This is a genomic window from Pseudopedobacter saltans DSM 12145, assembly GCF_000190735.1.
Lineage (GTDB): Bacteria > Bacteroidota > Bacteroidia > Sphingobacteriales > Sphingobacteriaceae > Pseudopedobacter > Pseudopedobacter saltans.
This window is the reverse complement of record NC_015177.1, coordinates 4,426,689-4,441,479: the sequence shown is the minus strand read 5'-3', so window position 1 is coordinate 4,441,479 and position 14,791 is coordinate 4,426,689. Positions and strand designations below refer to the sequence as shown.

Sequence of the window (14,791 nt, the reverse complement as noted above, 5' to 3'; positions counted from 1 at the left end):
TGCTTTAAATAAATTTATGGTAATTCTATTCCTTCGGAATCTTCTATTTTAACTTTAGAATTGTTTCTGGTTTTCAAATTGAAATTCTGCAATTTCCAGTTTGTACTATACCTGATCTGCCCGGCTGCATCTGCTTCTATGGATACATTTTTGAGATTGACATTTTCTACTTTAGATTGAGGAAGTCCAACCACATTAATAGCTCGTTTTGCACCTTTTATGTGGATGTTATTCATGTAAATATTTTTAAAAATGGGAATTCCTTTTTCTTTAGGTTCAACCTTTTGCAACAAGGCCTTCCAATGTTTAGGAATGGAATTATAGTCATATCCCTTCGGCAGCTCCGAATAACTATATGCAGGATTCCAGTTCATGTTAACTTGTAAAACCGTACCCACGCTATCCATCGTCACATTTTCCAGTAAAACATTTTCTACAAAACCTCCTCTGGTTACTGCAGATTTAATATTTAAACAATTACTGGTTGCCATGCCCTTAATATTGGACGCATAAATATTTCTGATACCTCCCGAGGTTTCACTACCTAATGTAAGTAATCCACCTCCTTTTCTGGCCACACAATCTCTTATCACAACATATTCACAAGGTCTATTCACCCTCAGTCCGTCTGCATCCCTTCCTGCCTTAATACAAAAATTATCATCATTACAATCTATATCTGTATTTTGTACCAAAATCCACGAAGATGAATCGATATCTACTCCGTCTGTACTTGGGCCATGCCCTCCAACATTATTATTAATTGTTAAACCATCTACGGTTACATAAGACGAATATACCACCTGTACTGTCCAGAATCCTGCCTGTTGAATATTCAAATCTTTGATGGTTACGTTCTTCGAATTGGATACCAGAATTGTCCTTGGTCTTCTGGCGTCATAGTCAATAATCCAACGCAAACCTTTGGGTTCATATTCCTTTCTTAGGTTCCAATAGTAGTCCCAAAAAACCTTCCCTTGCGCATTGATTAATCCCTTTCCGCTAATCATCGCATCTTCCTGATCCAGCACATTAATCAAAGCTGCGGGCCATTCCATTTCTATCCCCGCCACTCTGGTATCAATCACTTTATAGTCTTTAATATCCTGACTTCCTAAAATAGTGACACCTTTATCGATTCTTAGATTTACGCCTTTTTTTACAAAAACAGATCCAGTCAAATACTCTCCAGGATTAAAAACGACAATCCCTCCTCCTTTTTTTGCGCAATCATCAATCGCTTTCTGAATAGTATTTGTATTTAACGTTTTACCGTCTCCCTTTGCACCATATTTTGCTACATTAAACATTCCCTTACCTTCTGGTGCTTTTTTTGCACCCACTTTGTCGATCCAATCAAATTTGATTTCATTAGATTGTGCAAATGCATAGTTTATAACTAAGGATAAACATAAAAAAAGTTTAAATATCAACGTCTTCTTCATCACCTTCCAATACGAATTAATCTGTTAAAATATTCTCTTTAGGCATCATAAACTGGGTATTCTCTTTTTCTGATTTAGGAATCCCAAAATAGAAATACAAAGTTCTTTTCACTTCCCCATTGATAGGATTAGGTTCCCCCATAGGCCCATTAACCTGTGCCCTGTTGTTAATTCCCATGGCCAATTTGGTTCCTATTGGAGGAATATTATCCAGGAAAGAAAGGTTTCCCGTTGGCAGTTCAGGGTAAAATTTAGGACCTGATATTCCATAAAAGTCAAACAAACGCAAATACATTCCTTTTTCTGGCGTTGCCACTAAAAATTTGCCTTGTACAGTATTGAACTCGATCCATGAAATATCTGAGAAATACCCTTTAAATTCCGGATATATCCAAGGGAAAGAACCTGTTTGTGTATTATTGTACATATTCTCCCAGGTATTTAAGGTTACTCCCTGTGGACGGTTCTTCCAAACACGATATGGGCCGTTCCCCAGCCATTTTGCTCCCAGAACATAGTTCTCCGGATAATTGAAGGAAATACCTGTAAATGGATAATCCCCGTTCAAATTATAGGCATAATCCATTTTCAACCATCCTTCAGGTGTCATCGTCCATTTCACCGAACTCATATTTCCGCTATATGAACTTTCTACAACGTAATTATCGCCTTGTTCATATACTTTTAAGCCGGTAAAATTTGCTTTTCCACGTACCAATACCGGCCCATCTCTAAATGATAATTTCGCACTATAATCATTTGCAAGATCGGCAAGCATGCCTGTTTTTTTATTAAAAGTCACACTTATCCCATTTCCTTTTAAGGTGACCAAGCTATCAGTTTCTGTTGCGGTTACTTTTGTTTTAGTTTTTATAGGTAGGATTTCATTCACTATTTCCTGATGTGACTTCACTCTAAAAGTCCATCGGTAAATTCCCACGCCCGAAGGACCTACAGCAATAACTGCCAGCGCATCGTTATTTTTCCAGTTAACCGGTAAATTCAGCTTAAGACTTCCCTTTGCTAAAGGTTTGATATCAGGAGAACTCATATTACCTTGTTCAGAAATTGTGTATCCCGATTCATTTGCATTTGGCTTGTTAAAGTTTATCAATTGCCACGTAAATCTACAATCTTTCAGGTTGGTAAAATGATATCGATTTTCTATTTGAAGCTCACCTTTAAAAGAAGCATCGATAGTTTTTGTGAGCATTTTTACAGGGGAAAATATCTCTTTGATTGCAAAATAACTTCCTTCTTTTTCTCTATAAGGGCCAACTATTCCATCAGGTGCATTTACACCATTTACATCCAATCTGTTATTGAAATCCGTACGTTCTATTCCTTCATCTACCAAAGCCCATATAAAACCTCCGGCACCCAATTTTGCATTCCAATGTAATTCCCAAATATCTTCTAATCCAGCTGCTGCTCCGCCATCATCCTGGGCATGCAGAAATTCTGTCGTTAGATAAATATTTGGACCTTTTAAAATATTCTGGGTGCTATAATAGTCTTCGTAATGGTTACAATCTATACCATTAATTGCATTTCCCGGCCTATGGTGTGCATGTATAACAGTACGGTTAGACAGGTCGTATTTCGGATATTCAGGCAATAGATCAAAATTGTGTCCGCCTTCATTACCATTGCTCCAAAGTATAATTGACGGATGATTGGCATCTCTTTGAACCATTTCTCTTACAAGGATTTTCCCAACTTTGGTATTATATGCCTTTTGCCAACCCGCCAATTCATCTAAAACGTACAAGCCCAAAGAATCGCAATATTGAAGGAATGTTTTATCCGGCGGATAGTGCGAACATCTTACCGCATTCATATTCATTCCTTTTATCAGTTTTACATCTTCTAAATCAATTCTTGCATTAACGGCTCTTCCTGTCTTAGGCCACCAAACATGCCTGTTGACACCTTTAAATTTAATTTTAGCACCATTAACATAAATGCCATCTCCTTGCCTAACTTCTACGGTTCTGAAGCCAAATTTTTCCTGAGTCTGATAAATTACTTCCTGATTTTTTTTCAGGCTGGTTCTCACGGTATATAAATTAGGGTATTCTGCCGACCATAACTTCGGTGATTTTACGTTGCCTTGTAACTGGATAAGCGTATCCTGAGCTTTAACCTTTCCTTTTATACTTTGAATAACCTGCCCTTTATCATTGACAATTTCCGCAACGGCATCGGTAATATCATGAATGCCTTCCATATAAACATTCATTTTAAAAGTGCCATCGGCTTTTGCGTCTATCGCTGTCCATGAAATATTTTCTTTGGGTACAGCTTCCAGATAAACAGGTCTGAAAATGCCACCAAAAATCCAGTAATCGGCTAATCTTTCTGCGTTATTTACAGAATTGTCTGCAGACATTTTACTGACTGTTATCTCGATCTTATTCTCCTGGCCAAATTTTAGTTTATCACTTATATCATATTTAAACCTATAAAACGAACCTTGATGAATCGGCCCTACCAATTGTCTGTTTATTTTCACCTCAGTATCGGTCATCGAACCTTCAAAGACCAGATTTACTTTTTTATTTTTCCATTCGCCGGGTACAGTAAACCGATGCTTATAAAGACCTTTCTCATCCGCGAACCGAAAATTTTTCCCGTAGGTTACGTAATCTCTTCCGTAGTTGTATGTTCCAAACCCGTGTTGTTCCCAATGTGAAGGAACCGGAATTTTAAACCATTTCCCAGCTTTTCGGCCACCGGTAACCCAAAAATCCCACTCAACTGTATTTTCATTATCTTTTCCGGATAAATACTGGATTTCTTTTTTTACAGATTGCGTATAACTGCTTTGAGTTATTATTACACACAAAAAAACAGCGCTTAGCTTAAGGAACTTGTTTAACATGATTGTTATATAGGTTTACTGGTCTAAATATAATTCATTCCTTTAGGTAAGGCATCATGTAGTGTCCTGTAGATTAATATTCAACAACTATTTCACACCTCAACTTCACAATATTAATATGCTGTTTTAACAAAGAGATAACGAATTGGTCTGTCGGGAGGATTATTTGGAAATACAGCATTAAAACCCAACAATTTCCGATTGTAAAATTGCTTCATCTGTTTTACCGCATCATCAAAGTATCAATTATCGACTGTTAATTTCTCCATTAATCAATATCAGGTTTATGGTCCCGGTATCACCATTGAGTCAAGACTAAAATAAGCAATTAAGAGCTCTAAGGTATATCCTGTGGTACCTGCAGAAGTCATTGATATAAAAAGACATTTTTAAATAATTAAAACAGATCAAATTAAACCTTTTTGGTTTTGCCGTGTCAGACCCAATAATTCCTAAATCATTCAAGTTTTGAAAAAATTTATACTTTTTTTTGTTTTTGCAAGCCTCACGTTTAAAGCTTTCTCTCAAAGAACTATAACCGGGACTGTTATTGACAGTACGAAGCAGACCATCATCGGAGCACTTATTAAATTAACGTCGCCGACAGATACCACTGCTACCAGCACCAATGCAGACGGTGTTTTTACATTTCGAAATATTAAATCATCAAACTTCAATATACAAATCAATAGCTTAGGTTACCAGACTGTTTCAAGAGTTTACAAATTTGATGAGAAACAATCTGCTATCAACTTAAATAATATCACGTTAAAGACACAAACAAACATGCTAGATGTCGTTGTCGTAGACGGTACTCCAACCATTACTTATAAAACAGATACCATCGAGTTTAGAGCTGATGCATATAATATGAAAGAAAATGCTACCGTTGAAGATCTCGTAAAGAAAATGGAAGGTATGGAGGTCGACAAAGATGGCGCATTAACTGTTCAGGGAGAGGCGGTAACCAAAGCAAGAATTAATGGTAAGGACTATTTTGGAGGAGATGTTGCAGCAGCCTTAAAAGATCTGCCTTCTGATATTGTTGACAAAATACAAATTGTAGATGATTATGGAGATGAGGCTCGCAGAACCGGAGTAAAAGACGGCGATCCTCGGCGTGTACTGAATATTGTTACCAAAAGTAATAAAAGAGTCGGAAACCGGGGACGATTTGAAGCCGGTGCGGGTAGTAACGATAGATACCAACTTACAGCGAACGGAAATCGCTTTAACGGAAACCAACAAATTGGAATTCGCTCTTCGTTTAATAATACGGTGACCGGTATAGCCAGTTCTGACAGTGGAGACTCCGGAGGTGGAGGCTTTCAGCAAGGAGGTGGAAATAGAGGACAAGGAGGTGGATTGCAACGAGAAGGAAATCAGGGAGGTGGCGGTTCCGGAGCGGCGGGAACCAGACAGGCAGGCCGGTTTGGACTCAATTATAATGATGACCTTACCACAAAAATTAAATTAGAAAGTAGCTATAATTATAACGGAACTAATTCGAATAGTCATAGTGAGTCTAGTTCCAGAGAAACCGTTAAAGACATAAATGATAATATTCAAACTCTCTATGGTAATAGAAATAGTGATAATCAAAATAAATCCTACGGGCATTCCATTGCTGCCAAGTTGGAATACGAGATTGACAGCGCTAATTGGCTGGTTATTAGCCCTACTTTAAACTTAAGAAAAACATCCACCGAAAATGTTTCCACTTTATTTCAAACGGGAGCGTATAAGCAAGATCGAAAAACCAGAAGTAACAGTGAGGGAAGTACACCTAACTATGGTCTTACATTAAACTATGGTCATAGATTCAATAAAAAAGGTACCACTGCTTCTATTCAAATGAGTGCCAATAATTCCGAAAATACTTCGGAAAGAGATGCTATCAACAACATCTTATATTATGATAATATTACCTCTGCTGAAGTCAAAGACTCTCTTTATCATAGGTTGGTTGCAAATAGGAACTTATCAGAAAATTATAGAGGAAGCTTGACTTTCAGTCATCCGATTAGTCAAAAGTCGAGAATAGAATTTAATGGACAAATGAATCATCGTGGCTATGATAATAGTCAGACTACTGACCAAATAGACCAACAGGGAAATTCCAACACCATAGATTCTGTAAGTAAAATTTTCAATTATTCTTTTACAGAATCCAGAATCTCATTAAATTACAGATATTCACAACAAACAAAAGCGAATTTTTCTTTAGGACTATCTGCTGTTCCCGGTGTTTTAAGCGGATATTCCGAATCGAGAGGGAATTCAACACATCGCACCAGCTTCAATATCATACCTATAGCTAGATTTGAATATAGATGGACCAGACAAAAAAGATTTTCCATTAATTATACCGGAAACCCTACAGAACCAACTTTTGATCAAATTCAGGACGTACCAGACATAAGTAATCCACAGAATACCATAATTGGTAACCCTGATCTTAAAGCTGCTTTCAGACATAGTATACAAGCTAACTTCAACAACTATATTTCTCAAACAAAATTAAACTACTACGCTGGATTAAATGCGACTTTTAATGAAAATCAGGTAGTAAGAAATTCGATTGATATTCCAGATAACTATGGTGCCAGAAAAAAGGAAACACGCTTTGTTAATGCAAGTGGAAATTACAGCTATAATGGAAACTACGGTATATCAAAACGTTTTGGTGGGAACAAATATAACGTAAGTTATAATGGATCTACGGGCTTTAACCGAACATTATCTATGAATAACAATCGGGAAAATATCAGTAAAAACTGGAACTTCAACCAAAGGTTAAACTTACAGATTGATCCTAATGATTGGCTGGAAGTTAACCCGAATATTAGATACAAATACACGCAAGGAGATTTTTCATTAAACCAAAATCTGAATAATAAAATTCAAAACTGGGCTTTTAGCCTAAGTAGCAAGATCTATTTTATCAAGACCCTGTACCTGAATTATGATTTGAGCAAAAATTTGGTAAAAGGTATTGATGCCAATATCACCACCAATCCTTTTATCATTAACGCTTCTTTAACCAAAGAGTTTTTCAAGCGGAGAGAAGGCGCAATCAGTTTAAGAGCTTATGATTTGTTAAATCAAAACAACTTTATTAACAGACAGAATAATCCTGACGGTTCGGTTATCGACACCAAATCCAATGCTTTGAGTAGATATTTTATTTTAAGCCTCACCTGGACTCCACAAAAATGGACTGGTGGAAGAAATTCTTCAGGACAAAGCTTCCAAAGAAGAGGCGATGGAAGTTATATGGGAAGGTAAATTATTACGTTACATAAATTAATCCCCAAACGCTAAGATTAATCTTAACGTTTGGGGATTTTTGCATAAGGTCGCACTTACTTTTTATGCTTTTGTATTTCTACAGCATAAATCTGCTCCGAGCCCTCGAAATTAGCTCTGAATATAACCCATTTCTGATCTGGAGAGAAATGCACATTAGGTTCAAATTTATATTTGTGATGTTTCATATCCACCAATTTTTCGGATACAAACCGATCTCCTTCCGGTTTAAATAAATAAATCCACTTCCCGTTTGGGGCTTTAGCTACGGCATTCTCATCCCCTCCGTCTCCGGCAAACAATTTTGCATCATTAGAAGAAGTGTAATGTACACTCCATTCATTTCGATCGAGCTCATACCGCTTTTCTTTCTTGGTCTGTAAATCTACACCTGCGACAAAAAACTTTTCTCCACGTGGCATCTGTAAATCGAACCAAATAATATTTCCTCTTTTGTCAAACCATTCATGCCCTGCAATTTCCATATTCATTGTTCTTTTATGGATTAGCTGAACATTTTTTGTATCAATATCAATTGTCCAGATTCTATCTACTTTATGCCATGGCCCTTCATGGCAAAACATTAACAATTTAGGATTGGAAGGCGAAAACTGAATATGATTTAACCAAGCACTATCGGTAAAGATTTTGTTTAGTTGCTTGTTTTTTATATCAATTGTAAAAAGTGTCCGAGGCAATTTAGCCTCATAAATTTTGTTAAAGTAATCTTTCTTTTCAGGGTTATTTTTATAAATCTCCTTTTCCTCTTCGGTCGATTTAGCTCCCGCTAATAAAGTTTCATCTGCATTGATAGTGGTAATATTACCTTTAAAATCTTCCGGAAAAACATATACCACTTCTGTTTTTTGCGTATCTGCATTAACAGCGTATATAGTATCTCTGGATTGAAAATAGATCTTATGCTGCTTGACAGCCAGTATTTCCCCCGTTTTACGTTGTTTACCAAAAGTTAATTGTTTCACTGAAAAATCCTTAAGATTTACTGTGTACAAAAAATTGCCATTCCCGTCTCCTTTATACTGGTCATTTCCATAAAAAACCATCCTATCACCTTCGCCATTCTTTCCCGGAATGAAAGGATTATTATGAAAGTAGAAACTGGCGAAATTGCCCTCTTTTCTAATCAGTTTTATGACTTTATGTCCTGTTTCCTTATCTATCCATTCATTCGGCATTTTTTTTCCACCGGTTTCTAAAACTGGCTGCGCCATTAAATTACTCGCTGCCACAATGGCAAAAAGTAACATGGAACTAATTCTTTTTTCTATCATGATTATTTAGGTTATTTTAAATATAAAAGGCGATGAGGTCTGATATTTCCCACCTTGTGTTGTTGTAAATAAATATGCAGGCTTTCCATCCTTCAACAGCAGCTGAGGCCTTTCGAAACGGCCATATTTCTTCAAATGCTTTGGAGCTTCTTCCTGTTGGAAATACGCTTTGGTTTCCAAATAGGCAATTTTAGGTTTTGACCATTTTATTCCATTTCGGGAATGCAATAACAAACCATTTTCATGATTAAAATAGCCCATATCACGAGCAATCATATTAAATCCGTTATCTTCTAACCATACAAATGCGTCTTCCATTTGAGCGTTATTACCGTATTTAGAGAAATCAATAACCGGATTATGCTGAGACTTGATATAGGGTCCCAATAAATCATCCGCTATTGCTAAACCATATTTCCGGTTGGCTCTTATCGCACCCGTCTGATTTTCATATTCCTTATTATTCCATGATTTATAAAACAAATAATATTTGTCGTGATACTTCACAAAGGCAGGGTTTGTGGTACAATGATCATCCCATGCACCTTCATTGCCGGGCAAAAGAATAGGTTCGTCTGTCCGTTCCCATGGCCCATATAAAGAATCTGAAACAGCCAATCCAATACGTTTAGTATTTGTTTTGCCATTACTATTGCCCATATAAAACAGGCAATATTTATTGTCTACATAATGTATAGCGGGGTTATGGCAAGTTGTTGCATCCCAGTATCCCTGTCTTGGTGCTAAAACGGTCCCTATAACTTCATAGGGTCCCTCTGGATGGTCTGCCACTGCATGAGCGATTTCGCAGCCGTTAATCCAACCTCCCATTCCTTTTTTTGAATTCCATCGGGAGAAAAACACATGAACTTTGCCTTCTTTATCATAGATCGGACTATTACACCAAACATAATAACCTTCTAATTCCAGGATTCTACCAAGTGGTTTCAATCTTTTCCCGAATTTAGAAAAGGGCAATGCAAAGGAGTCTGTTCTTGCCAAACAGACTCCTGCTGATATAAGACTCAAGTCTTTAATAAATTGTTTACGATTCACTGTTAATAATCTGAATTTTGAGAATATAATCCTGGTTTTATATCCATCTGATCCTGTGGAACAGGATATACGGCATAACCTTTTACAAATGGTTGAATCTGTCCTTTAATATCGTCAAGTGCTATCCACGCTGGAATTATTGACGTTACCAAACCACTTCTAACCAAATCATGCCAACGCGAACCTTCCGCAGCAAACTCCTTTCTTCTTTCTTCCATTAATCGAGATAATGTCACATTGCTAACCGGACTTGTTAAGCCAGCTCTTTGTCTTACCTGATTTACGACATCGTCAACATCTGTTGTCTGTGAGCCTGGCGCTCCATGCAGAACACATTCTGCCTTCAACAACAATACATCTGTATATCTGAATACTATAAAGTTAATAGGCCAATCAAGTCTATTGGAAGGCACTTTAGTTAAATCAACATATTTTTTAAAGAAAGATTGTGTTTCAACTACATTATTGTATATATATCCGGTCTGAATAGAAAATGCTTTTCTATTATCTCCATTTTCATATGAAGCAAGCATATTATTAGAAACAGGTCTGATAGTCAATCCTCCCTGAGTTGCCTTTCCATTGGACTGGAACCAGGTATCAGGGACTAAAACCCATGGAAAGGTTGCCCCCATAACGGGACTAAACCCGCTAATATATTGTACATCGAATACTACTTCTGCATTATTTTCATTTGTGTATGAAAATATATTTTGATAACTAGCGCTAAAGGAATATTTTCCACTTAAAATTACTTCGGTTAACAAGCCAGAAGCCTTACTCCACTCATTAGAATTTAACCCGGGTCCTTCAATATCATAAGTAGGCCCCGATCTGGTCATATAAACTAAAGCTAATAATGTTTTAGCCGCAAATTTAGTTACCCTACCTTTATCAGCAGCAGCATAGACTTCAGGCGAAGGTAAATTGTTACCTGCAAACTCCAAATCAGCAATGATAAGGTTATAAACATCCGATACAGGACTCCTCGGAATGGTTAAAGCCTCGTTAGCCAATACCACTTTATCCACTAAGGGCACTTTTCCAAAAAATCTTACTAAATCAAAATAGAAAAAAGCTCTTAAGAATCTCGCTTCAGCTTCTAAGCGCTTTTTGAGATTTTCATCACTGATTAAATTTCCATTTTTTGATAGCTGCTCTAATAATATATTCGCTCGATATATACCAGTTAAATTTGCTTCCCATGCTTCTATAACATAAGGATTAGAAGAAATTCCCTTATGGAAACTGTTTATTCCTTCCCAATCCCTAACTCCGCCATCAGAAACTGCATATAAGTTGTCAGATCTTGTTTCTGAAAGATTTAATTGTCGATCCGGATAACCTCTCAGAGAATTATAAACTGCATTTATTCCTTGTATGAAATCATTATTAGTTTTATAAAATGTTTCGGTTGAAGCATTTGATATGGGCAATTGATCCAGATCCTTTTCACAGGATGAAAATAGAACAACACCTGTAGCAAGAAAAATATATACTAACTTTTTCATGTTCCGCGAGTTAAAATGTGAAGTTTAGACCAAATATTAACGACTTAGCAAGAGGTAATCCTCCATAATCACCAGCTTCGGGGAATACAGTACTTCCGCTGAGATTTGTGTTCGTCGCCTCGGGGTTAAACCCTCCCTTATACTTATCATGTCCAAAATAATTTTCGGCTGTCACGTAGATTCTGGCTCCCTGTATAATCTTTTGATTTTTTAAAAACTTATCGAAATTATATCCCAAAGTAATATTTCTAACTCGCCAATAATCAGATGAGTATAACCAGTCTGTATTTTTAATACGTCCAAAAGTGCTGTAGGCTTTACCGACGATACCAGCTCCCGGATTTGACTCAGAACGCCAGCGGTCTCTATAGAATCCTAGCGCATTATCAGATGCTCCCTGTCCGGTTCTCCCTAAAGCCCTTCCCAATAAGGAATAAATCGAGCCTCCATTTTGTCCCTGGATAAGTATACTTAAATCAAAACCTTTATACTTAAATGTATTGGTTATTCCCCAGGTATAATCTGGATTTGGATGCCCTACGATTACTCTGTCTTTTTCGTCAATTACCCCATCGGGATATGCGTCTACATATTTAGGGTCTCCTACTTTCTGACTTCCGTACAAAGCTGCTCCTTTATCAATATCTTGTTGAGTTAAGATCCCGTCCTGTCTTACGACGAAGATACTATACAATGGTTCTCCAATTCGTAAGACACTATGTGAAATATCAAATGAAGACGGTATAAAAATCTGCGTTTGCCCACCTGAAAGTGCTGTTACTTTATTTGTATTGTGAGCTAAATTGAATGATGTATTCCATTGAAAATCTTTCCTGACAATATTTCTGGAAGTTAATTCCAATTCCCAACCTTTACTCACTACCTCTCCTGCATTGTCAAGATAGCTTGAAAATCCAGTAATCTGCAAAGAGGGAACGTTTAAAAGTAAATCGCTACTTACTCTTTTATATATATCAAAGGAACCTGTCAATCGGTTATTCAGGATTCCAAAATCGAGGCCAAAATCATAAGTCTTAGATTTCTCCCAAGTCAGATCCGGATTAACTATATTACCAGGAGCCTGTCCTGTTGCCAGTGCATTATTGAAAGTGTAATTATAACCTCCTAATAAAGCTATACTACTATAATCTCCTATATTATAGTTCCCTGATTCTCCATAACTAGCTCTTAATTTTAAATCACTAATTGTATTGGAACTTTTCATAAAGTTCTCTTCTACTACTCTCCACCCTGCAGAAAGTGAAGGAAACCACCCCCATTTTGTATTAGCTCCAAATCGAGAAGAGCCGTCTCTTCTGATACTTGCAGACAAAAGATATTTATTCTTATAGCCATATTGTACCCTTGAGAAATAGGAAAGCATTACGTTCTTAGTTTCTGTAGAACTACCAACGGTTGCTACGGCAGCATTTAAAGTTGTTATCGAGCTATTGGTAAAACCTCCTGTTGAAGATAATGATGTTGTTTCCAGCTTATCTGTATTATACGCCTGCCCCAACAATATTGAAAGGTCATGCACATTACTAAATACCTTACTATAAGTTAAAGTATTCTCATTAACAAATGTTTGCCTTCTGTAACTATTATTGGCTCCCGAAGTCCCCTGATTTGGACTTGCAGTTCTATTTGCCAAAGTTCCAGTTATAGTGTAAGGTACAAAACGCTTGTCTCTATTATCTGTATTATCCAGGTTTAGTGTGCTTCGTAAAGTTAAGTTGTCTAAAATTTTATACTGACCAAACAAGGTACCTAATGTCCTGAATTTCTTGGTTTGCCCAATTTGATATTTAAGTTTGGCTAATGGGCTATTTGTTGATGTGCTCCAGGGATATTGGATAAAACCAAAAGTATTTACATTCACAGCTTCATCTTGTTGAACTGGGCTCATGGATGCTATCTGATGAATGATATTGTCTTTCCCTTCGATTCCAGGATCATTTCCAATGGAGTAAGTTGGTGCCAGATTGAGTCCAAATTTTAGTTTCTTATTTGGTGATACTTCTACATTTGCTCTTGCAGAATAAGCCTTATAATCCATTCCAATGATCATACCTTCTTGATTGGAATAATTACCTGACACATAATAATTCACAAAATCGGTAGCCCCACTAGATGTTACCTGATAATTTTGCACTAAACCTTTTCTAAAGGCCTCATCTTGCCAATCTATAAAATACAATCCTGGGTGACCTTCCTGAAACCAACGATCATCATACATATAGGATGTATTATAAGTTCCTTGTGCCAACCCCAAAATAGTTCTTCTTTCCACATTGGTCTGATTTGCATTCCTACCAGGTGCAGAAGCTACCCATTGTGCATTAATCATTTCAGTTGCTCTGTCAATCCATTCTTCTGCATTCAACATATCTAACTTTCGGTTAGCCTGACTCATTCCTGCATAAGTATTAAAAGTTATTTTCGGTTTTCCCGCTTGCCCTCTTTTAGTCGTAATCAACACAACTCCATTCGCAGCTCTGGACCCATAAATTGCCGCAGATGCTGCATCTTTTAATACTTGAATTGATTCAATATCATTGGGATTTATATTATCCAAGGGATTCCCTCCAGCATAATTCCCAGATTCATTTGGTTTAGTAGGCGTTAATGGGAAACCATCTATGACATACAAGGGTTCACTTCCCGCTGTTATTGAGCCAACGCCCCGAATTTGAACACTAAATGCTTTCCCTGGGACTCCTGTTGTCTGTTTAATTGTTACCCCAGCCATCTGCCCAACCAAAGCCTGATCAACTCTCGCAACCGGTCTTTCATCAACGCCCTCTGCATTAAACGTGGTCATAGCGGAAGTTACGTTCGCTTTCTTCTGTGTTCCATAACCAATAACAACTACCTGTTCTAAATCCTGACTTTTAGTTTCTAAAGTAACAGTTAAAGAATTCAGACTTTTTATCGGAATCTCCTGGGTTTCAAACCCTATTGAACTGAACACCAATATTTCCCCTATTTTAGCTGCAATGGAAAATCTTCCATCGGCGTTTGTCATCACTCCCTTGGTAGTTCCTTTCACAGCTACTGAAACGCCCGGGATACTGATATTTGATTTATCGATAACTTGTCCACTTATTGATTGCTGGGCGCTTAAGCTTTTACATAGCATTAAAACAATACCCAGAGCCAAAATTAGATTATAACCAATTTTAATTTTGCTTCGTTTCTGTTTGTTTTTCATAAGATTTGGTTTAATTAATTGACACCATTTACTAAGCCGCTATAGATAAATCTAAATCAAGAAGGTTTTCTTTCCATATC

The 14,791-nt window shown here is 37.0% G+C and carries 7 protein-coding genes; 1 reads left to right on the top strand and 6 read right to left on the bottom strand.

Annotation, left to right across the window (positions count from 1 at the left end; all coding sequences use genetic code 11):
- Positions 1–14: 14 nt before the first annotated feature.
- Both PEDSA_RS18640 and PEDSA_RS18635 read right to left on the bottom strand, forming a co-directional pair.
- The gene (locus PEDSA_RS18640; RefSeq protein WP_013634724.1) at positions 15–1,445 is read right to left on the bottom strand and encodes a glycoside hydrolase family 28 protein; all 1,431 of its coding nucleotides are present in this window, start codon (positions 1,443–1,445) and stop codon (positions 15–17) included.
- A gap of 16 nt (positions 1,446–1,461) precedes the next feature.
- Positions 1,462–4,329, bottom strand: coding sequence for a glycoside hydrolase family 2 protein (locus tag PEDSA_RS18635; RefSeq protein WP_013634723.1), 2,868 nt, complete (start codon positions 4,327–4,329; stop codon positions 1,462–1,464).
- A 468-nt stretch (positions 4,330–4,797) separates the two neighbouring features.
- On the opposite strand from PEDSA_RS18635, the gene PEDSA_RS18630 reads away from it, so the two are divergent.
- Positions 4,798–7,617, top strand: coding sequence for a TonB-dependent receptor (locus tag PEDSA_RS18630; protein WP_013634722.1), 2,820 nt, complete (start codon positions 4,798–4,800; stop codon positions 7,615–7,617).
- 77 nt (positions 7,618–7,694) lie between these two features.
- Here the strand turns inward: PEDSA_RS18630 and PEDSA_RS18625 are convergent, their stop codons facing one another.
- From PEDSA_RS18625 to PEDSA_RS18610, 4 genes are read right to left on the bottom strand one after another with little or no spacing between them, the layout of a single operon-like run.
- A complete protein-coding gene (locus tag PEDSA_RS18625) occupies positions 7,695–8,930 on the bottom strand; it encodes an oligogalacturonate lyase family protein (RefSeq protein ID WP_013634721.1) in 1,236 nt (411 codons plus the stop codon).
- Between the two features lie 6 nt (positions 8,931–8,936).
- Complete coding sequence (locus tag PEDSA_RS18620; RefSeq protein ID WP_013634720.1) at positions 8,937–9,986, bottom strand: glycoside hydrolase family protein; 1,050 nt, start codon at positions 9,984–9,986, stop codon at positions 8,937–8,939.
- Positions 9,987–9,988: 2 nt separating this feature from the next.
- A complete protein-coding gene (locus PEDSA_RS18615; RefSeq protein ID WP_013634719.1) occupies positions 9,989–11,497 on the bottom strand; it encodes a RagB/SusD family nutrient uptake outer membrane protein in 1,509 nt (502 codons plus the stop codon).
- 10 nt (positions 11,498–11,507) lie between these two features.
- On the bottom strand, positions 11,508–14,711 hold the full coding sequence (locus PEDSA_RS18610; protein WP_013634718.1) for a SusC/RagA family TonB-linked outer membrane protein: 3,204 nt from the start codon (positions 14,709–14,711) through the stop codon (positions 11,508–11,510).
- Positions 14,712–14,791: the final 80 nt, after the last annotated feature.

Bases quoted from the DNA above. Each gene is read 5' to 3' on its own strand.
- PEDSA_RS18640 (WP_013634724.1), bottom strand. From the start codon at position 1,445: ATGAAGAAGACGTTGATATTTAAACTTTTTTTATGTTTATCCTTAGTT.
- PEDSA_RS18635 (WP_013634723.1), bottom strand. From the start codon at position 4,329: ATGTTAAACAAGTTCCTTAAGCTAAGCGCTGTTTTTTTGTGTGTAATA.
- PEDSA_RS18625 (WP_013634721.1), bottom strand. From the start codon at position 8,930: ATGATAGAAAAAAGAATTAGTTCCATGTTACTTTTTGCCATTGTGGCA.
- PEDSA_RS18615 (WP_013634719.1), bottom strand. From the start codon at position 11,497: ATGAAAAAGTTAGTATATATTTTTCTTGCTACAGGTGTTGTTCTATTT.
- PEDSA_RS18610 (WP_013634718.1), bottom strand. From the start codon at position 14,711: ATGAAAAACAAACAGAAACGAAGCAAAATTAAAATTGGTTATAATCTA.